Below are 20,700 nucleotides of genomic sequence, written 5' to 3' on the forward strand. Positions count from 1 at the left end.
CACTATGCACTTCGGACGCGCTCTCTACTCCATCAGTTCGGGTGACATCCTCACCGTTATCTCCCCGATCGACTATCTCTTTTGCGGATTCGTGCTGCTCTGTTCCCTCATCGTGGGCCTTCTTCTCTCCTCCAAGTACGGAGCGACCAAACCTGCGCCCTGGATATGGAACGCTCTGGGGACGCTCGTGATACTCAGCGTCGTCTCGTCAAATGCTACCGTCAGGCTCGACGGGCATCAGGGCAAGGTCTACATCACGCGCGTCCTGTTCTTTTATCCGACGCGCAACGTGTATGACCTCGCAGGCCTGCAAGGAGCGACCATCGGCGAGGCCGACCAGACCGACGCCCTTCGGCTCGTCTTCAGCAACGGGACCCTACTCCAGCTGACACCCTTCAACCAGATGGGTGGCAAGAACCAGGCCGCTGCGTCGATCAACCAGTTCGTCCAGCAACACGGCGGCACAGGCCTCCAGTAGGGAATACACCGCGTGTCACACCACGGCAGGAGAGAAGATTCATGATCGGAATATTGCGCAAGCGGCTGCTGGAGCATCAGGAGCTGACGTTGGAACCGTTTGTTCGCGCATCGGCAGTCACCGATTGTTCCATCTACTGGTGCGGTGTGGACCAGTTCCCCATGAATTTCTACGAGCGTGCATGGCTGCTCGAGTTCCTGCGGAGACTGACGCAGCAGCTGAAGCAGACCGACGGTCTTCGCGAAGAGACCTTCCTGCAATCCAAGGCGACGCTGCCGGACCTGATGGATACCTTTCTGAAGCGCTCGCGGACCTATATGCCCCTCGCCGGCATGACCCTGGTTCCCGGTACTGCACCCATCAAGCCACCCAAAGCGGAAGAGATGCGCGAGGCCTTAGAGAAGGCCAGCAAGAACAACACCTCTCCCGACGTCGCCAGCTGGATGCCGGACAATGCGCATCTCTTTCTCGACAAGAGCGCCGAGGCACAGCGGGAAGACTTCTTCGGCCACGGCGGCATGTTCTCGCTCCTGATGAAGCCGGACCCCAAGCCCAGGCAGCTCCTGCCAGAGGTCCCTCGCATCTTCGCCACACACCCCGCATACACCGGCACGTTGCAAAAGCAGTACGACATGGTGCAGTCGTTTCAGAACGACTTCCTGGGTCAAAGCAAGCTCATCTTCGGTGAACCCTTCCGCGAAGATCCCAGCTATGACGGCCTACCCTTCATCCTGCCCCTGCTGACCGCGAAGAGCGTAATGGACGCCCCCCCGGACACCCGCAAAGACTGGTTCGAGCTCTTCGATGGCTACTGGATTGAAAGTAAGCCCGACCGGGGCCTGCTCCTTGTCTTGAAGAACCCGGATTTCGATGACGATTTACTGGAACTCCTGGAAGAGATGCGCGAGGACGGCCACACCTACCGGAGCACACGATGACATCCCCCGCGATCGCAAAGGAGCTCCTGTCTGAAGAACCCCAGTTCCAAGGGGAAGAGCTGCAGTTAGCCGCCGGCTGGTCGGGATACGCTATTCCGCTGCAGTTTCCCCTCAAGCACGAGCGGGAGCGGCGCGAGTTGCTTGCGTTCCTGTGGGACTTGTCCCTCAGCCTCTTCCCACCGGCAGAAGCGGATCCGACCGCATGGCTGCTGATGGATAATCTCCATCGCGACGACGCGGTCCTGCGGCTCAGCCGCAACGCTCGCGAGTGGAAGCCAACCTACGGCCTGGGCCTGTGGCCCGATCAGGCGCCGCCCAGCATGTTGAAGCGGGAAGACATCCTCAACATGGAGTGGGGCTCCAAGCCGCGCCTTCCGTATCACAGCGTCGCGATGCTCCATGCTACCGGCAGCATGCTCCATACCGCCTGGAGCACCATGTTCGGCACGGGCAGTACCGTCCTCACCCTCGGTGCAGGCGGCGGGAGCACCTTGCTCGACACAACCCGTGAGTACCTCAAGAGGCCCATCACCGATGAGAGCTTCATGGACTTCCCGTTCTACTTCCCCTTGCTTGGACGCAACGCACTCCGTCACGCCACAGACTTTCAGATGGAGGGATGGCTCGGGCCCACGCAACTCTATCTTCGCGAAAGCGAAGAGGACAACGCGGTGCTTCTGCTGGTACACACCACCAAGGAGAGATTGCAGGAAGCGATTCGGCAATTCACGGAGAGCTCTCGCAAACAGACCCCGGCGAAAGAACCTCACGCCGCGCTATAGATGAGATGGTCACCGATGCGCAATGAATAGTTAGAGCCAAGACGAAGCATAACCTGGCCAAATGACCAGGTTATGCTTTGTTTTTTATTCGGCGTACGCGCAGGGCTTTAGCATACGATGTCCAGGCTTTCGTTAGTGCTTGAGCAACCCGGGAATCACTGGAGCGTCTGGAAATACCGTCGAGAGGGTGAGCTCGCGATATTTTGCCGCCTCCTCCGCACGTGCTGTCTCGACGTTCTTTACGCGGGTTTCTGCATCCTTGCCAAGGATCAAGCGCTTCGGAACGTCCTGCGAGTTTGCCAGTTTTACGATGACATCCGCAATCTTTTTGGGATCGCCCTCCGCGTTTCCGCGAACAGAGGCGAGAAGCTTGTAGATTGTGCCGACCGATTCCTCGTACTCCGGTAGTAACTCAGGAGAGTTCTCCCCAGCCCTCTGCGCCCAGTTGGTGCGAATGCCACCCGGCTCGAGCGTACACACCTTCACTCCAAACGGCGCTACCTCCGCGGCGACCGAGTCGCTGAAGCCGCCTACCGCCCACTTTGCCGCGTGGTATGGCGAGTTGCCCGCAATCGCCATGCGTCCGCCGACGGAGGAGACCTGGAAGATATACCCACTCTTTTGTTTGCGCATTACCGGCAGCGCTGCGTGCGTGGTATATACGACGCCGAAGAGACAGGTCTCCACCACATCGCGGAACTGTTCAGACGTCATCTGCTCAAAGGGAGCAAAGTATCCGTAGCCCGCGTTATTCACAAGCACATCCAGACGACCGTACTTCTCCAAAGCGGTCTGCACCGCCGCCTGAGCTGCCTCTTCCTTCCGAACATCGAGCTTCACTGGAGTCACGCGTTCGCCGTATTGCTCTGCCAGAGAGTCCAATTCCTCGATTCTCCGAGCCCCCGCAACGACACTATCTCCTGCCGCAAGCGCAGCTTCCGCAATGTCGCGACCCAAACCGTTACCGCTTCCTGTAATCAACCAAATCTTTGCCATGTCCTACCTCTTGCTTCTATAGATGCGTTAATGAGCAAGTGGTTGCTCATTTATTGCACGAAAAAAGAGCGTTTTGTATGAGCAGGTCACTGATGTCAATGTTTTTCCTTATCGGGGTCTTTGCTTTTGCTGTTGTCGTTGCGGTTGTTGTTGCTCTCCACCGGGTTTGTATTCGCACTCTGATGAGTCGGATGAATCTGGACTCGGTGCCGGTTGGGGTTCGAGAGGAGAGTCGATGCTGCTATTTATCAGACGGCCTTGGGAGACCAAAACGCTCACGCAGTCATCGGAACGCGGTGTCGACGCAACGGGTGAACAGAATCATCTTCAGGCTGCTTGTTGATAGAACGGGATGTATGGTTCCTGTGTCGTCCAGAGATGGTGAAGCAATACGGCCAACTTGCGGGCGACCGCCACGACGGACTTGTTCTTCGCCTGCTTGCCGCCTCTGGCAGCCAAGTGCAGCCCCCACTGTCGAAGTGCCGAGTCTCGACCATGGGGTCGCAGGATATGGTTGGCGCACTCGATCAGCAGACTTCGAAGATAGGCGTTGCCAGCCTTGGTAATGCCGAGTTGCGGATCGCGTTCGCCGGACTGGCTGCGTTTTGGTCGTAGCCCAAGGTAGCAGCCGACGTCTCGACTTCGACCGAATCGCGACTTATCCCCGAGCGTCAGAACGAACGTAAGAGCGGTGATATGGCCAACTCCATGGATCGTCATCATGGGCTGTGTCTCGGCATACTCCGTCTGAGTCATCCTCTGGATATCCCGGTCGTACTGCTTGATCTTGAGAGTCATCTCTGCGATCTGGGTAAGGATCGGACCGAGTGCAAGCTTCAGCCCTGGCGGCATCGCCGCCTGACCTCGTTGGGCGAAGCACTTCGTGGACGAAGCCGGCATACGATGACCGCAGGCCTTCGTCAGTCCGCGCACTGCGTTCACCGCCGCGGTTCGCAGTCGAACCAAAAGCTCTCGGGCACGGATCAGGGTCAGGGCTTCCTGCTGTTCGACCGTGCGGTGAGAAATCGGCCGGAGGATCTCAGGATCGAGCCGCGCGTAACGGGCTAGCTTCTCCGCATCTACATCGTCGCTCTTGCGGTCGCTGTGCGAGATCGCTCGCAGCTCTCGTACGTTCGCCACGATCACCTCATGGCCCAGTTGCTCAAGCTGTTCGCTGATCCAGATCGAGTGAACACCGGCCTCCATCGCCACACGGGCGTGAGGCACAGGCGCGAACCACTTGTCGATCGCCTTCGCTGTGGTTCGGAAACGACCTCGATCGATGACGTCGCCTTCTTGGTTGAGGGTGCAGTAATGGCTCCAAACGTCGCCAAGGTCGATGCCGATCGTCAGCTCTACCTTGGCACGCTTCCGGGGTACTTCCGCGATGAGGTGGTGCGCTGGCTTCTTCATGGGAACAGTCTGCTCCTCCTTCGGAGGACCTGCTCATCCCATTTATTTAGCCATTTGCCAGAAGGCATCGAAGGCCTGTTCGACGAGTATCGCCTTCTGGCGCGGCTTTTTAGCCGCCATCTCCATGACGGCTCCTTGCATCGCTGACATAGCAGAGGAGGCGAAGCCGGGAGGCAGATTTCTGAAGGAACCCTGTTTGCCGAGCTCGCTCATGGTTTGGGCAACCGCTCCTCGTTGGGAGTCAACCTCCGCTCTGGTGTCCGCAGTGACAATCGCGGAGAGATTAAGCAGCACCGAGACCTTCCGCTCCTCGGGCTTGTCCATCGCCCAACGCAGATACTCATTCCAAATGTGTCGCGCGCGGTCACGTAGATCGGATTTCAGAGGAAATTCCGCATGGATGCGCTGATAGATCTCCGTCTTCAACTCGGTATACAGCACGTTCAACAGGTCATCTTTGGAAGAGAAGTACGTGAACATCGTTCCTTCGGCTAGGCCTGCGCCGCCGGCGATTTTCGCGGTGGAGGCACCCAGGCCAGCTTCCGCAATCTCGCGTACCGCGGACTGCAAAATTGCCTGTCTTTTTTCCGGACTTCGCGCTCTAGCCATACAGGTCAATGCTATCCCAGCGGAATCCCAGGTCTCACAAGATAGCCTTTGTTCCCGCGACAAAGAGCTCGCCCTCTGGCCCTGAACCCAAAGTCGCGGCTTCTATCCCGCAAAAAGAACCCATATGCTGGCCATTTGGCCAACTTATGGGTTTTTTCTCAGTATGTTTTTTCTTGCTGCACGCCAGGGCTCAGATACGCATTGGCATCAGGATGTAGCGGTACTTCACATCCTCGTTGCCATCTTCCGGCCTCATCTGGCCGGCTGACTGCGCATCCTTGAACTCCAAGCGCACCTCACCGGTTACACCGGTTGCGCGCAGGAAGTCCACCAGGTAGGAGCTGTTAAAGCCGACCACCAGAGGGTCATAGTTGTACGGGGTCTCGATGATGTCCTCCGACTCGCCAGCATCTGTCGACTGCGCTGAGAGCTTCAGCTCGTTCTGTTCCAGACGAATCTTGATCGCACCCGAACGCTCGTCAGCAAACTGGGCGACGCGCTGAATCGACGACATCAGATCTTCCGAGCGCACGATGACAAACTTGGTGTTGTCGCGCGGCAGCACTGCCTCGTAGTTGGGGAACTGGCCGGTGAGCTTACGGCTCGTGAGCACGCGGCCCCCGATGCGGAAGAAGAGCGACTGGTCGTCATCGGCGAACTCTACAAAGTCTGTCTCCGACGCGCCCAGAAGCCCTGAGAGCTCAGCGAGTGCCTTGCGGGGGATCAGGGTCTTCTTCTCGCCGGAGATGCCTTCAAGGGCCTCGCCAAGCTTCTCGATGTGCGCCAGGCGGTGGCCATCGGTCGCGACCATCGCCATCGACTCGGCCTTCAACACCAGCAGCGCGCCGTTCAGCGTGTAGCGCGACTCTTCGTTGGAGATCGCAAAGATCGTCTTCGCGATCATGTTCTTCAAATTAGCGGCGTTGATCTTGAACACGCCAGCCTCGGGGAACTCCGGTACCTGCGGAAAGTTCGCACGCGCCATGCCGACCATCTTCGTGTTGGAACGGCCCGCGCGGATCTGCACCCAGTGGTTGTCCATCAGCTTGATCGAGATGTCGCCCTCGGGCAGCAGCTTGATGTAATCGAACAGCTTGCGCGCCGGGATGGTGCAGGCGCCCGGCTTCTTCACCTTCGCCGCACAGCTCGTCTTCAGCGACTGGTCGAGGTCGGTCGCTGTGATCGTGAGTTTGTCGTCCGCGGCTTCGAAGAGAAAGTTCGAAAGGATCGGAATCGTCGTCTTGCGCTCGACGACAGACTGCGCCGCGGTGAGCTCGCGCAGCAGTTCTGCGCGCGAGACGGTGATCTCCAGATTGCCGGTAGGCGCTGCAACGTCGGGTGTGATGGTGGCGGTGGACACGGTAGGGATCTCCCTTTGCTAATGGCGCGCTGACCCAGTTGTACTCCGCTTTCGCTGCACCTTCGCGCGGCGTGCGTGGGTTGACTTGATTCTAGGGCGAATAGGGCCTTTCGTGCGAGCGGTTTTCCGTGTGAATATCCGGGGACGTTCTGTGGGCTACGGGACATGGCCCGAAAGCGTCTGTTTGCGGCCCTTCCCTCGAGCTTTGAGCGGACCCGAAGGGGGAGCGGGCAGAGAGCCAGGGACCGGGTTCTCGTTCAGACCACCTCGACTGCCAGATGCCCGCCGCGAACGCTTCTACAAAACAAGATGAAAGAGAACAAATTACTCGTAGTAGCAGTCGTTGTGCGTGGAAGAGTGGATATCAGGGCGAAGTGTTTCAGCATCACCACTTGAGACGCGTACAAGCTTTCCAAAACCAGACCCCCAAAAGCGAACGTTGCGGACGACTGGGTACCGGTCCCAAGTTACGTCCACGGTTTTCCCTTTTCTGCACATGCCCTGTTGAGGCACCCCGACAGACTCGCGTTCGCTATGTGTGTAGATGGTGCGGAACCGCATAAACACAGGCGAAAGCGATGTCCGCTTTAATCACAGGCCAGCGCGCCTGACGCGCAAAAGTGGAAAGCTGGGATGCGAATGTTGAAGTGTGGAAGAGGTGGTACGGAGTTGTTGGGTGCCCCATCTTCGCCGCGCAAAAAACGCGCGTCGAAGATGGGCAACCGGATTATTTCCGTTCCCAGGCACGAAAAAGAGGCCACCCATCGGGTGGCCTCCTCTCTCACTGTTTGCTGTTTCCTGCCTATCCCAGCGTCTCCATCAGCTTATTCACCGTGCGGTTCAGGTCCTTATCGTTCCTGCGCTGCTCGTCGATCTTGGCGATGGAGTGCATGACCGTCGTATGGTGCTTGCCGCCGAACTGGCGACCGATCTCCGGGAGCGAGGCTTCGGTCATCTGCTTGGCCAGGTACATGGCAATCTGCCGCGGCACCACGATCTGCCGCGAGTTGTTCTTCTGCTTCAGCTCGGCGACGCGCATGCCGAAGTTTTCAGCAACGGCACGTTGAATCGCCTCAATCGTGATCTTCCGCACCTGCGTATCGATGAACTGCTTCAAGCACTGCTGTGCGGTGGGCAGTGTGATCTCCACGCCATGCAGCGAGCACCACGCAATCAAACGCACCAGCGCGCCTTCCAGCTCGCGCACGTTGGTCCGCACGTTGCCGGCGATGAACAAAGCCACATCCATCGGCAGTACCGTCTGCTCCAGCTCTGCCTTCTTCTGCAGGATGGCAACCTTCGTCTCCAGATCGGGTGGCTGGATATCGACCACCAGGCCCCACTCGAAGCGCGAACGCAGACGGTCTTCAAAGTCCGCCAGCTCTTTCGGAGGGCGGTCCGAAGCAATCACAATCTGCTTCATGGACTCATGCAGCGCATTGAAGGTATGGAAGAACTCCTCCTGTGTGCGCTCCTTGCCGGCCAGGAACTGAATGTCATCGATGAGCAGGACATCCACGGTGCGGAACTTGTCGCGGAAGCCGGTCATCTTGTCGTAACGGACGGAGTTGATCATCTCGTTGGTGAACTTCTCACCCGAGACATAACTGATCGCCGCATGGGGCTGGCGGAGCTTCACCTGGTGCCCGATGGCCTGCATCAGGTGCGTCTTGCCCATACCTACGCCACCGTACACAAACAGCGGGTTGTAGGCCTTGGAGGGGCGCTCCGCGACGGCCTGTGCGGCGGCGTGGGCAAACTGGTTGCCGCTGCCAATGACGAAGCTGTCGAACTGATAGCGCGGGTTGAGCTGCGCGGCGGTGTTCCAGTCGAAACGTGACTGCTCCGGCCCGACGCCGTTGCCGGTGGGGGCACCGCTGCGCAGGCTGCGCGGGGCATTCAGGCTGTGGCTGGGCTGCGGTGCGAATCCGCCATCTTCGCGCAGGCGCGTAGCGTTGGGGTCGGGTGGGGGAACCTGAAAGATAACCTGGTCGAGTTCCAGACCGAGGTTGTCGACAGCCTCGCTGATGAGATCCGCGTAGCGGTCGCCAACATGTTCAAACTCAGCAGAAGGGATGCGCACAAACAGGGTGCGGTCCGTGATGTGGGAGAAGCGCGTCGGTTTCAACCATGTTTCAAAGCTTTGCCGGTTGATCTTCTTTTCGAGCGCACCGAGAATGCGTACCCACTGATTCAAAACGGCGGCGGCAACCGGAACAAATGACATTTTTATCGTCTTCCTTAAAATCGTTTCGTGTTCGGCAAACCATCACAAAAAAGCACTACAAGCTCTGCAAAAAGCAAAAAGGATTGTGAGCCTCCGCAGCGCAATGCTGTGGAGGAGTGGCCAACCCATGATTGCTTTGAAGTCTTCGTCGCCAGAAGCGGCGAAGGAGTGAAACAGAAGATTTGGCCCGGTAAAACTTATCGTGACCCCCTTCAAGGAATCACGGAACGGAGTTGATAGTAGCACGCAAACGAGACGTTGCTAACAAGAGGTGTGATGCAAATTTTGCAATAAAAGTTGAGTTGCACCAAACCTTGTGAAGAATCGACACTCACCCCCCGTGACACCCCATAGAGTTCGTCGTTACCGGTGCTTGTTCCCGGTATTAGAGAAGGCCCTCCACGAATTTCGTTGCCCGTTTTCCTCAGCTCCGGTATACTTAGAACTTGCTGCCGCACGTGGCTTTCTCCAAGCACGCAGGCTCGCCGAGCGCGACCCCTCGCAGCAGCCATTCAAGTTTGAGTTTTACAGAATAGGATAACGACGATGCCCAAGCGCACCTTTCAACCCAACCGCCGCCGCCGCTCCAAGGTTCACGGCTTTCTCGTCCGCATGGCCACCAAGGCTGGACAAGCTGTTCTGAACCGCCGCCGTGCCAAGGGACGTCATAAGATCGCTGTCTCGGCCGGCTTCCGCGACTAGTTTTTCTCCAACCCACGTTGCACATTTGCGCGCTCATGGGAGAACTCCCTGAGCGCTTTTGTGCGTTTGGATGCAAGAGACCTTTATGACTCCGGGGACCACCCACCGCCTGCGCAAACACGCCGACTACCAGCTCGTTTACAAGGCAGCGCGCAAGCAGTTTGGGAAGCAGATCGCGTACTTCCATGCCCTGCGGCCGGCAGAGCGACGCAGCGACACGCCAGGCCCACGCATCGGGCTGACGGTCCCCAAGGCGCTGGGCAAAGCCGTCGACCGCAACCGGATCAAGCGCCGCCTGCGCGAGGCCATACGCCATGCGCTGCCGCTGCTGAGTGCGCCGGTCGATGTGATCCTGCATCCGAAGCGCAGCGTCATTGAGGCGGACTTCGCAAACCTGGAGCGTGAGGTGGCCGTGATCTTCCGCTCCGTGCAGGCCGCCTCCGAACGTGTCCTCGAAAAAGCTGCGAGCGGGACGAGAGCACGATGAGTGAAGAGGCCCAGCAGGGTTCCGGTCGCGAGCGCATCGCTGCAGGGCTGCTGGCGTTCTACAAGCGCATCGTCTCCCCAATGCTGCATGTCTTCTCTGTCGGCCAATGCAAATACCTGCCCACCTGCAGCGAGTACGCCTATGTTGCCGTAGTGCGACATGGGTGGATGCGCGGAAGCTGGCTAGCCGTGCGCAGGCTCGCACGTTGCCATCCCTTCAGCAAAGGTGGATTGGATTCTGTGCCGTAGGCTGCCGTCGTTGCTGTTGTCTGTAACACCTTTGCAATCATCCCTCCGTGTTGCGCAATCACCATTTATCATGGGAACTGCGGATTTTGCGCCTTTCTCGCAGCCGCCAAGAATAGGAAACCCCTTTGCCAGAGTTTCGTAATCCCAATCAGGGCGGTGGCGGAAGCCAGGACAACCGCTCGTTCCTGGTCATGCTGCTCGTCATGTTCGGCGTCATCTTCGGTCTGCAGTACTGGCGCGCCAAGCATACCCCGCCGCCTTCGCAGACGGCCTCCGTCCTTAGCCAACAAAGCACTACTCCCTCGACGACGGCTCCCGCAACCGCAGGCGCGCCTAATGCTGCCTCCAGCGCTACTTCCACTGCCGCTGCAGTGCAGGCTGCAGGGGAGAGCTCGACGATCGTCGAGAACGAGCTCTATCGCATCACCTTCTCCAACCGCGGAGCACAGGTTACTTCCTGGATTCTGAAGGGCTTCAAGGACAATGCAGGCCACCCGCTGGATCTTGTGCATGAGGTAGCGGCGAAGCAGTTCGGCTATCCCCTCTCGCTCTATACCTACGACGAGAACCTGACGGAGAGCCTCGCACAGGCGCTCTATGTGCCTTCTGCGACGGGCACGCTCCAGGCGCCTGCAAGCCTCAGCTTCGACTACTCTGCCGGCAACATCACCGTGCATAAGACATTCTCGTTTGGCGCCGACTATGTCGTCCATGCCGATGCGGTCCTGCTGCGAGACGGTGCACCGATCAGTGCCCTGCTCTCCTGGCCCTCCGGTCTTGGAGACATGGAGACCCCGCAGGCCTACGGCAGCGAGCAGATCGACACCAGCACCGATGGCAAGGATCAACATCTCGCCTTCAAGAACATCTCCGGTGGCGCGACTCTCAAGCAGCCGTTCGACTTCGCAGGCCTCAGCGATCAGTACTTCGCTGCAGTCTTTATGCCGGACCATCCGCAGGACGCGATGCTGGTAACACTGCACAAACAGATCGACGTGAACAAGGTTTCGCGCATGCCGGGCTTCTCCAAGGGCACAGCGCCGGCTCCGGTGCTCGGCGCAGCGATCGGCAGCCTGGCAGGCCACGACAGCGTGCGGCTCTTCGTTGGGCCTAAGTCCATCAAGGTACTCAAGAGCATCAAGACGGCCAACGGCAGCACGCTGGAAACGCTGCTGGACTTCGGCTTCTGGGGGCCGGTCGGCAAGGTGCTCTTCCTCGGCCTGCAGGCGGTCCACTCCGTACTTCCGCACTCCGTGGAGGCAGTCCACAACTACTCGTGGGGATGGGCGATCGTTATCTTCACCATCTTCATCAACCTGCTGCTGCTACCGCTACGCGTGCAGGGTATGCGGTCGATGCTGAAGATGCAGCGCATCCAGCCGCAGATCGACGCGATCAAGGCGAAGTACAAGAACCCCAAGGCCACCGATCCCAAGATGGCCGATATGAACGCCGAGATCATGAAGACGCAGAAGGAAAACGGCGTCAGCATGTTCGGTGGTTGTATTCCGTCGTTGATCCAGTTGCCGCTGCTCTTTGCCTTCTTCACCATGATGACGCGCGTGGTCGAGTTGCGGCAGGCGCACTGGTACTGGCTGCCGGATCTCTCGTCGGCCGATCCGTATCACATCCTTCCGATCCTGATGGTCATCACGTCGTTCCTGGCGCAGTACTTCACGCCGTCGCCGGGTGTGGACCCTCAGCAGCAGAAGATGATGGCCTTCATGATGCCGGTGTTCTCCGGCTACATGACGTGGCAGTACGCGTCGGGTCTGGCGCTGTACTGGAACATCGGCAACATCATCATGATCCTGCAGCAGCAGGTGATGAACCGTACCTCGCTGGGACGCGAGATGCGGGAGATCGCCGCCAAACGCTCTCGTAAAGCTGCCGCCGCCAAGGTTGGCGGAGCGAGGACCATCCAGGGTCGCCGCTAGATTCGAAATAGAAAGTACTCTGGTGCCCCATCCTGCCGCGCAGAAAGCGCGTGTCAGGATGGGGCACTTTTGTATTTGCGGTGGTCTTCGTGTCTACGCCTCTCCTTTAAAAGGCCGTGCGCGATACGATAAGGACTGGCAAGATGCGCGCCTTGCTATCGCACGGCTCTGTAAGGCATAGTTTTCAAGGGACCGAAGGATAAAGAAGAGATGGAAGACTTACAGCAGGCCGCCGAAAAGGTAGCCTCCCTCATGCGGCTACTGACAACCACCGGCGGGCTCCGCCTTAAGTTTCGTATTACGGCAGGTGCGGGCGCAGCCGACCCTGACGGGTTCGAACGTCGCGACATCTATGTCGAGTGCAAGGGTCCCGATGCGGATCTGCTGACCGAACGCGATGGCGAACTCCTGCGCTCGCTCGAACACATCGCGGCGAAGATTCTGCAACTGGAACCTGAAGATCACGACCGCGTCTCGTTCGACGCCGATGGCTTCAAAGCCGAACGCGCTCAGAGTTTACGCGAGGCCGCGGAGCGGGCTATTGATCAAGTTGAGGACACCGACCAGCCCTACAACTTTCCTCCGATGAGCTCTCGCGAGCGACGCATGTTGCATCTGTTCCTGCGCGACTCCGGCCTGCAGACGGCCAGCAGCGGCGAAGGGCCGCGGCGCTTTGTCGTGCTTTACCCCGAGGGCTATCGCATTCCACAGGAACGGCCCAGCTATGGTGGCCGCGGTCGCGGCAGGGGTCCTTCTCGTGGCCCACGTCGTGATGGTGGCGGTGGCCGCGGGCGGTATTAGCGACACGAGTGTTTTCCCCTTTGTCGATATTCCACTAATAGCGTCATCTCGACCGGAGCATGACGGTTCTATGTCATGCGAAGCGGAGAGACCCCTAGCTGCAGAGCGTGATGCAAATGTTTGTGGCGCGCTTTGCGTCAAGAGACCCCTGTATTTTGCTTGGAGTGGCATTGCTGCTCCAAGCGAAATACAGGGGTCTCTCCACTACGGCGCAAAAGCGCGCCTCCGGTTGAGATGACAAAGTTATTGGTGCTACAGATGCCCTACGCCAGTAGCACAATCTTCCCCAGGCCGCCCTTCTCTGCTGCTGCATGAGCGTCCGCTGCATCGGCCAGCGGGAGCATACGATCGATCGGCAGCACGAGCTTGCCATCGCGAATGACCTCCGCATAATGCACGATGGTCTTCGCATCCGGATGTGAGCTGAAGGCATTGACCTCGACCGTCGGGTGTAGCGCTGCGTTGCTTACAGGACCAACGGTGCTGCCAAAGGCGCCGCCCGGCTTGACCTTGGCAATCAACTTTGTCGCAAGCGCGCCGCCCAGAGTATCGGCGATGGCATCCACGATGCCAAGTTTGTCCAGTTCATCGTCATCGCTGACGTCGATAGCTATAGTCGCTCCGAGCGAGAGTGCCTCTTCGATCTGCTTCTTGCGTACGCCAGCGATGACCTTCGCCCCAATCTCGAGCGCGCAGAACAAGGCCACACGCCCCACACTGCCCAGTGCGCCGGTGAGCAGGACGGTCTGGCCCGACTGTAGCTTCGCTGCTTCGCGGATGAGTTGATCCCCGGTCGTGGTAACGACCGCAAGCGCTCCGGCAGTCGTCATCTCGACGCCTTCCGGTACCTTCGCCAACTCGTCGGCTTTGATGACGGCCAACTCGGCATAGGCCGCACCCGTGCGCCCAAAAACGCGGTCGCCTACGGCAAACTTCGTAACATCCTCGCCCACCTCGCGTACGACACCCGAAAAGTCGTAGCCAAGGATGACAGGAAGTTGCAAGGGCATGTACTCCTTCATCGCACCCGAGCGCAGCTTCCAGTCGATGGGATTGAGCCCTGCAGCCGCAACCCGTACCAATACCTCACCCTTGCCTGGTTGCGGGTCGGTAAAGTCCTCATACTTTAGCTTGGATGGTCCACCATACTCATGCAGAACAACTGCCTTCATCGCAGCACCTCTGCGGAATGAGATGCAGAGGACCGGTACTACGTCTCAGGGCTTGTGACGCATTTAGATGGCGTTGCCCCGTTTCGTCGCGATGAGAGTGAGATTGTTCTCATTGACCTCATCCATAAGTTGCAGGCACTTCGCTTTGAACTCACTGGCAGCTTTCATGACCCTAGCCTATGACCATGGTTATGAAAGCTGCAAGCTATACGAAATCTCGTTCTTCTTGTGCGCGTCGATGACAGGCATGGCAGACCAACTGGGTATTCTCAGCCGTATAGCCATCGATGGCGCGAAAGCGATCTAATTCTGCTCCACGTTCAGGAAGTTCGCCTTTGCATCCGGCGCAGAGGCCTCGCTGGCTCTTCCACTTCTGATCCTTCAACTTCCTTCGTTGAGTGGGAGTGCCGCGTTCGTCAAACTCTAAGCGTTTGGCGATGTACCTCTTCATCGAAAAGAGAATCTCGTCGTTACCACCAGAGGCTTCCTGAAGCTCGAGCCGAAGTTTTTCCAAGAGGGGCAAAATCTTGGCCCTTGCTTCATCAGGTAAGACTGGCATGAGACCTCTTTCCTACAACTCCATCGCGTGACCATCCACCAATTTCTTCGCCCGTTCGATGAATGCGTCGACAGTTACGCTGCCCTCGTCACCCTTGGCGCGAACGCGCACGCTGACGGAGTCGCTCGCAGCTTCCTTGTCGCCGAGGATCAGGATGAATGGCAGCTTCTGCAGACCGAAGTCGCGGATCTTGGCATTCATCTTGCCATTACCGCCATCGAGTTCCACGCGCAACCCAGCGGCCTCGAGACGAGTCTTCACGCTCTCAGCGTAAGCCAGATGCTTCTCGTTCGAGATCGGCACCAGACCTACCTGCACAGGTGCGAGCCACATCGGGAATGCGCCCGCGTAGTGCTCGATGAGCACGCCGAAGAAGCGCTCCACCGAACCGAACAGTGCGCGATGCACCATCACCGGCTGGTGGCGTTCTCCATCTTCGCCGACATACTCCAGCTCGAAGCGTGCCGGCAGATTGAAGTCGAACTGAACTGTAGACAACTGCCACAACCGTCCCAGCACATCGACAAGTTTCACGTCGATCTTCGGGCCGTAGAAGGCGGCTTCGCCGGGAATCTCAACGAACGGAATGCCCTTGCGGCCAAGTGCGGACTTCAATGAGTTAATCGCTCGCGCCCAGTTCTCTGCGGAGCCCGTATAGTCCTGCGGCTTCTTCGGGTCCCATGTTGAGAGCTCGACTTTGAAGTCTGTAAATCCGAAGGTGGTGAGTACGCTCTGCGCGAACTCGATGCACGCTACGACTTCATCTTCTATCTGCTCTGGCGTGCAGAAGATGTGGGCGTCGTCCTGCGTAAAGCCGCGCACGCGCAGCAGTCCATGCATCGTGCCGCTGCGCTCATAGCGATACACATTGCCTAGTTCGGCGTAGCGCTGCGGCAGGTCGCGGTAGCTTCTCGGCGTGTTCTTGTAGATCAGAATGTGGCCGGGACAGTTCATCGGCTTCAACCGGTACTCGGCATCGTCGAGCTCCATCGGCGGATACATGTTGTCGGAGTAATACCCTTCATGTCCGCTGATCTTCCAGAGTTCGCGCCGCATGATGTGCGGTGTAAAGACCATGTGATAGCCACGGCGGATGCACTCGTCACGCATCCAATCTTCCATCGTCTTGCGGATCAGTCCGCCCTTGGGATGCCAGAAGATCAGACCTGCGCCCGCGACCTCCTGGATCGAGAAGAGATCAAGCTGCTTGCCCAGCACGCGATGGTCGCGCGCCTTGATCTCTTCGAGATGCTTGAAGTGCGCGTCGAGGTCCTTCTGGTTGAAGAACGCCGTTCCATAGATGCGCTGCAACTGCTGGTTCTTCTCATCGCCGAGCCAGTACGCGCCCGCAATCGACATTACCTTGAAGGCCTTTACGCGTCCGGTCGAAGGCACGTGCGGTCCGCGGCAGAAGTCGGTGAAGTTGCCGTTCTTGTAGAGCGAGATCTCATCGCCGGGCTTGGTGAATCGCTCGATGAAGTGGATCTTCATGAACTCACCCTGCGCGGCGTAGTCGGTCAGGCCTCTTTCGCGCGGCTCTTCGACGCGCACGAACTTCTCGTCGCGCGCGACAACCTCCGCCATCTTCTGCTCAATGCTCGCGAGGTCAGCCTCGGTGAACGGCACCTCGCGATAGACGTCGTAGAAGAAGCCGTTGTCGGTGGCGGGGCCGTGGCCGAGCTTGGTTTCGGGAAACAGTTCGAGGATGGCCGTGGCCATCACGTGCGCAGCCGAATGCCGCACCACACGCAGGGCAGCGGGATCGCTGTCTTTCAACAGCTCCAGCGCGACGTCTTCCGTAAGCGGCGCATTGAGATCGACGATCCGTTCGGCCTGCGTGGTGTCGCTATACATCGATTCTTCGCTTTGAGTCTCAGAAGAAGGTGTGCCATCCACGGTATGTTCACCAGCGGCGGGCTGCAGAGAACGAACGCGCGCCACCACAACGGCAGCGGCGAGTCGGGGAGAGATGTTATTGGCAATGTCGAACGGCGTCGTACCTTTTGCTACTTCGCGTATAGAGCCGTCAGGAAGCTGGATCTTAATCATGTCACTCACAGCTATTAAGGATAGAGCAACATTCGGTAGTAGGGGGGAGTTGCTGTTGTCGTTGTCTGTTTTTCGTCGTCATCCTGAGCCATCGGCGAAGGACCCCCGTATTCGTGGCGGCATAGACGCAAAGCGCACGACAAGCACTCTTTGTATCGCGCGTTACGTCTGTAGTGGCACCAATGCGGGGGTCCTTCAGCTACGCTTCAGGATGACCACGAAAACAAAGTCCCACGCAGTGCACGATTTGCTGTGCGCTGCGCGGGGCTTTGGAGTTGGAGTTTTAGTAGAGGATCTTCACGCCGAATTGAATGACACGCGGCTCGAAGGTGCTGGTGACCTGACCAGTGTTCGCGGTTGGAGCTCCACCGATGATGCTGCTGACAGGCACGGTACCGCCGACACCGTAGATGCCCTGGGTGGTGCCTTGCGTCCCGCTGATTCCGCCCGGCAGGTAGAGGTTGGTGTGGTTGAAGATGTTGTAGAACTCGGTGCGGAACTCTACCTTCAGGCTTTCGATCGGAGTGCTGAACTTCTTGTTGAGCGCGAGGTCGCTCTGGTAGAAGGCTGGCGTGCGTCCGGGATTGCGGCTGGCGTTGCCGAAGGGGCTCAGCAAGTTTCCAGCGCCATCCTTGATCGGAGGCAGGACGAAGGCTTTGAGGTTGATGTAGTTGACGTAGCCGGTGTTGGCGACCCTGTTGCCGCGGCCCTGCGTGACCGGCTGGCCGGGGACGCGGTCTGGACGATACTCGTTAGCGCCGCGATACGTCGCCGAGATCTGCGGGGAGAGTGCCTGTGCGCCGTTCGGAGAGTAAGTGACGTTGAACGGCGTGCCGGCCTGCATGGTGTTGATCGCGCTGATCTGCCATCCGCCCAGCAGGCTGTCCGTAATCGCATTGCTGCTGCCGAGGAAGTGGCGTCCACGGCCGAAGGGCAGTTCATACACCAGGCTGGTGACGTTTGCGATCGGCAGGTTGTAGTCCGATTGTCCGTAGTCGCCCCTGATGTTGTTGGCGTCTTGTGGGGATGGTGTGTTGCTTTCGAGAGAGGCGCTGTCGTTGTCCAGTGAGTGCTCCCACGTGAACGTATTCAGCAGCGTCAACCCAGCCACAAAGCGCTGTTCATACTTCGCCTGCAGTGAATCGAAGTGGGAATAGAACTCATTCAGCGCTTCGGTAATATCGCTAGGCCAGTTCCCGAAGGGACGTGTAAATTTGCCGTCCGTAATGACAGAGGGGTTCAGTTGGTTTCCGTTGAGGAAGCCCTGCAATCTCACGCCGTGGTTGCCGACGTACGCGATGTCCAGCAGAGTGTTCTTGCCCAGGGTGCGCTGCACGCTCAGGAAGTAGCTCTCAACGTAGCTGTCCTTGGTGTCCTTGGGAACCCAGGTAATGTTGTCGGTGGCTTTGTTGAAGGTCGTGACCAGCGCCGAGGGGAAGCCCTGATCCGCTGTCGCAAAGCAGCTTGGAGTTGTAGTGCCAACGGCGATGATGTTGGCCGGCAGCGGGTTGCAGTGAGGATTCGCACCCGACGCTGCAGTCGGAGCATTTTGTGTGACTGCGGCGAACTGGGCCTGGGGTGCGTTGATTCCCAGGATGTCGCCCGAACCGGCGCGTGTGTAGTGCACATAGCTCATGCCGAAGCCGCCGCGAATTGCCGTCTTCGGATCGACCGCATAGGCAAAGCCTACGCGCGGAGCGAAGTCGGTCAGGTCGGGATTCATCAACGTACTGCCATAGACTCCGCCTCCGGAGTACGGCGTGATGCCATTGCCTGCGACCGCACCTGGTGTGATGGTCAGCACCGATTGTGAGACAGGATCAAAGTTGGATATCCCGTTGTGCTGCTCCGAGTAGGGTGAGCCGTACTCCCAGCGCAGACCGATGTTCAGCGTCAGCTTGGAAGATGCCTTCCAGTCGTCCTGCGCGTAGGTGCTGAGCATTGTCTGGCGCAGGTGCGTTACATAGTAGTTGGCCAGAGAGTACGAGTTGGTGTTGCCAAACAGGAAGTCTGCCCAGTAGTCGTCTGCAACTACGGAACCGCCAGTGTTGCTATATCCCGTGGCGAAACTGTACGAGCCGTATAGCGGGTTGTTGTCGTTCACCGCCATCCATATATGTTCGTACTCAAAGCCGAACTTCAGCGAGTGGTTGCCCTTTACCCAGGTGTAGTTCACCTTGGGGTCCAGCAGAGCGGGATCCTGCCACTGAGGATTCGTGCTCTGGCGTCCGAAGGCCGTAAAGCCGCCGCCGATGGAGATGGAAGGCAAGCCGCCTGCTACAACCGGATTCGAGGGCAGGCCGGGAATCGAGAAGGCGTTGTCGCCGATCGACAGCGAGAACTTGCCAGCCTTGGTGCGCGAGAGGCCTACGCGTGCATCGAGTACCTTATTCGATCCGAAGAGATGGGTGTACCCGAGGGCCACCTGTTGATCTAGAACCCGGATGGTGCCGTTGGTCTGGCCGTCCAGAGGAAGAGGAATGGCGGGGTAGTTGACGCCTGTCTCCTTGCGGTCGCTCACGCGCAGAAACCACGAGCTGCTCGGGTTCTGCTGATAGTCCAACCGCAGGTCGCCCTTGTCTGAGTTGTCGGTAAAGGGCACCTGAACGGCATAGTCGTTGGACGCGATACCGGTTGTGGGCACACCAGAGACCGGCAGTCCTGAGCTGAGTTCTTTGAAGAAGCCAAGCACCTGCTGCGAAAGCGGGTTGATGGCCTGGGCAGGGATGGGAGTGCCACTTTGATAGGTCTGACCTGTAAGGGGATTCTGCACGTTGACGGCGAGGATTCCATTCAATTCATTCTGCGTAGGCAGCGTCAACACACTGAGTGGCTTGAGTGTCTGGCGGAAGCCTTCGTAGTCGAGGAAGAAAAAGAGGCGGTCCTTAATAATAGGGCCGCCAAAATTCATACCGAACTGGTTGCGGTTGAAGGTCGGCTTTTTGAAAGGAGTGATGTTGCCGGCGCTGCCGATGGTGGTCGGTTTGAAGAAGCCGGCTGCATTCAGATCTGTGTTGCGGATGAACTCATAGAGTGCCGCGTGATATTTGTTGGTTCCGCTCTGCGAAGCTACGTTGACCGTTGCGCCGGATGAGCGGCCAAACTCCGCGCTCTCGTTGTTGGTCACTACCTGGAACTGCGCTACAGAGTCTGGCGGCACTGCGATGATCTGGTTATCGAAGCCCTGGTTACTCTCGCCATAAGCATTGTTGTCCATGCCGTCCAGCAGGAAGTTGTTGAACATGCTGCGCTGGCCGTTGATGTTGTACGCACCCGCGCGCACCAGGCTGTTGATGGAGCTGGTCGTTGCGGCGGTCGGCGCCTGACGCGATCCGGGTATCAGGCCGAGAAGATCGGAGTAGTTGCGGCTCACGAGCGGAAACGCCGCGCTCTGATAGTTAGTGATCGTCTGTCCGCGTTCGCTGGTCTCGGTCTCGATCTGCAGTGCTACGTCGCTGACTTCTACCGTGGTCTGTGCAGAGCCTACCTTCAGCGAGAGGTCGATGTGCTGGCGGCCGCCAACCGATACGGTAATGTTCTGCGCGACTGCATCGGAAAATCCTGAAGCCGAAGCTGTAATGGTGTAGACGCCGACACGCAGCGACGGAGCGTCATAGTCGCCCGCACCATTCGTCTTGGTCTGCGTGGCGATCGCTGTAGCCGTATTGGTAATCGTGACAGAAGCGCCCGGAATGGGAGCTCCGGTAGCATCGGTGATCGTTCCTACCAGGCTTCCGTTCTCGTACTGAGCGTGACTCTGAGTACAGATAAAGGCAAACAAACAAAGCAGGACTACGCGACACGCAGAAGGCAGAAATTTCTTGAGCATGGTGGAACCATACCGTCGCGGTCATTACAAAACGCTTAAGACAACATGAATGCTATGTTGCAATGCTGTTGTTCGCACCGTTTTGTATCGCCAGAGTTTGGATTGCTAAAGCT

At 58.3% G+C, this 20,700-nt stretch carries 17 protein-coding genes; 8 read left to right on the top strand and 9 right to left on the bottom strand.

The window, feature by feature from the left end; genetic code table 11:
• The first annotated feature begins 4 nt into the window (after nucleotides 1-4).
• The 3 genes from GSQ91_RS02460 to GSQ91_RS02470 are packed head-to-tail and all read left to right on the top strand — an operon-like array spanning nucleotide 5 to nucleotide 2,198.
• Nucleotides 5-478 (top strand): hypothetical protein, encoded by a 474-nt coding sequence (locus tag GSQ91_RS02460; protein WP_158819677.1) that lies wholly within the window; start codon nucleotides 5-7, stop codon nucleotides 476-478.
• Nucleotides 479-519: 41 nt separating this feature from the next.
• Entirely contained in the window at nucleotides 520-1,416 is an 897-nt protein-coding gene (locus GSQ91_RS02465) for a hypothetical protein (RefSeq protein ID WP_158819678.1), read from the top strand.
• Complete coding sequence (locus GSQ91_RS02470; protein WP_158819679.1) at nucleotides 1,413-2,198, top strand: hypothetical protein; 786 nt, start codon at nucleotides 1,413-1,415, stop codon at nucleotides 2,196-2,198. Before GSQ91_RS02465 ends, GSQ91_RS02470 begins: the two co-directional genes overlap by 4 nt.
• Nucleotides 2,199-2,330: 132 nt before the next feature.
• Here the strand turns inward: GSQ91_RS02470 and GSQ91_RS02475 are convergent, their stop codons facing one another.
• The 5 genes from GSQ91_RS02475 to dnaA form a co-directional block, all read right to left on the bottom strand.
• Nucleotides 2,331-3,194, bottom strand: a complete 864-nt coding sequence (locus tag GSQ91_RS02475; protein WP_158819680.1) for an SDR family oxidoreductase — start codon at nucleotides 3,192-3,194, stop codon at nucleotides 2,331-2,333.
• A gap of 327 nt (nucleotides 3,195-3,521) precedes the next feature.
• Nucleotides 3,522-4,607, bottom strand: coding sequence for an IS110 family transposase (locus GSQ91_RS02480; protein WP_158819681.1), 1,086 nt, complete (start codon nucleotides 4,605-4,607; stop codon nucleotides 3,522-3,524).
• A gap of 42 nt (nucleotides 4,608-4,649) precedes the next feature.
• Nucleotides 4,650-5,177 carry a TetR/AcrR family transcriptional regulator gene (locus tag GSQ91_RS02485; protein WP_158819682.1) on the bottom strand — a complete coding sequence of 176 codons (528 nt, stop codon included), beginning with the start codon at nucleotides 5,175-5,177 and terminating at the stop codon, nucleotides 4,650-4,652.
• A gap of 229 nt (nucleotides 5,178-5,406) precedes the next feature.
• Nucleotides 5,407-6,576, bottom strand: a complete 1,170-nt coding sequence (gene dnaN, locus GSQ91_RS02490) for a DNA polymerase III subunit beta (RefSeq protein WP_158819683.1) — start codon at nucleotides 6,574-6,576, stop codon at nucleotides 5,407-5,409.
• 802 nt (nucleotides 6,577-7,378) lie between these two features.
• Nucleotides 7,379-8,803 carry a chromosomal replication initiator protein DnaA gene (gene dnaA / locus GSQ91_RS02495; protein ID WP_158819684.1) on the bottom strand — a complete coding sequence of 475 codons (1,425 nt, stop codon included), beginning with the start codon at nucleotides 8,801-8,803 and terminating at the stop codon, nucleotides 7,379-7,381.
• A gap of 546 nt (nucleotides 8,804-9,349) precedes the next feature.
• On the opposite strand from dnaA, the gene rpmH reads away from it, so the two are divergent.
• From rpmH to GSQ91_RS02520, 5 genes are all read left to right on the top strand, one after another.
• Nucleotides 9,350-9,505 (top strand): 50S ribosomal protein L34, encoded by a 156-nt coding sequence (gene rpmH / locus GSQ91_RS02500; RefSeq protein WP_014268047.1) that lies wholly within the window; start codon nucleotides 9,350-9,352, stop codon nucleotides 9,503-9,505.
• A gap of 85 nt (nucleotides 9,506-9,590) precedes the next feature.
• Nucleotides 9,591-9,992 carry a ribonuclease P protein component gene (gene rnpA / locus GSQ91_RS02505; RefSeq protein ID WP_158819685.1) on the top strand — a complete coding sequence of 134 codons (402 nt, stop codon included), beginning with the start codon at nucleotides 9,591-9,593 and terminating at the stop codon, nucleotides 9,990-9,992.
• Nucleotides 9,989-10,240, top strand: coding sequence for a membrane protein insertion efficiency factor YidD (yidD, locus tag GSQ91_RS02510; RefSeq protein ID WP_158819686.1), 252 nt, complete (start codon nucleotides 9,989-9,991; stop codon nucleotides 10,238-10,240). The genes rnpA and yidD overlap by 4 nt, the downstream gene beginning before the upstream one ends.
• Before the next feature lie 125 nt (nucleotides 10,241-10,365).
• A complete protein-coding gene (gene yidC, locus GSQ91_RS02515; RefSeq protein ID WP_158819687.1) occupies nucleotides 10,366-12,177 on the top strand; it encodes a membrane protein insertase YidC in 1,812 nt (603 codons plus the stop codon).
• Between the two features lie 210 nt (nucleotides 12,178-12,387).
• On the top strand, nucleotides 12,388-12,978 hold the full coding sequence (locus tag GSQ91_RS02520) for a R3H domain-containing nucleic acid-binding protein (protein WP_158819688.1): 591 nt from the start codon (nucleotides 12,388-12,390) through the stop codon (nucleotides 12,976-12,978).
• Nucleotides 12,979-13,241: 263 nt separating this feature from the next.
• Here GSQ91_RS02520 and GSQ91_RS02525 read toward each other — a convergent pair whose 3' ends face one another.
• The 4 genes from GSQ91_RS02525 to GSQ91_RS02540 all read right to left on the bottom strand — a co-directional run bounded on the left by GSQ91_RS02525 (nucleotide 13,242) and on the right by GSQ91_RS02540 (nucleotide 20,587).
• Nucleotides 13,242-14,150: an NADP-dependent oxidoreductase gene (locus GSQ91_RS02525; protein WP_158819689.1), complete on the bottom strand. Its 909-nt coding sequence runs from the start codon at nucleotides 14,148-14,150 to the stop codon at nucleotides 13,242-13,244.
• A 205-nt stretch (nucleotides 14,151-14,355) separates the two neighbouring features.
• Nucleotides 14,356-14,709 (bottom strand): hypothetical protein, encoded by a 354-nt coding sequence (locus GSQ91_RS02530; protein WP_158819690.1) that lies wholly within the window; start codon nucleotides 14,707-14,709, stop codon nucleotides 14,356-14,358.
• A 12-nt stretch (nucleotides 14,710-14,721) separates the two neighbouring features.
• The gene (gene thrS, locus GSQ91_RS02535) at nucleotides 14,722-16,758 is read right to left on the bottom strand and encodes a threonine--tRNA ligase (RefSeq protein WP_158819691.1); all 2,037 of its coding nucleotides are present in this window, start codon (nucleotides 16,756-16,758) and stop codon (nucleotides 14,722-14,724) included.
• A gap of 283 nt (nucleotides 16,759-17,041) precedes the next feature.
• On the bottom strand, nucleotides 17,042-20,587 hold the full coding sequence (locus tag GSQ91_RS02540) for a TonB-dependent receptor (RefSeq protein WP_254064333.1): 3,546 nt from the start codon (nucleotides 20,585-20,587) through the stop codon (nucleotides 17,042-17,044).
• Nucleotides 20,588-20,700: the final 113 nt, after the last annotated feature.

Source organism: Granulicella sp. S156 (assembly GCF_009766105.1).
Lineage (GTDB): Bacteria > Acidobacteriota > Terriglobia > Terriglobales > Acidobacteriaceae > Granulicella.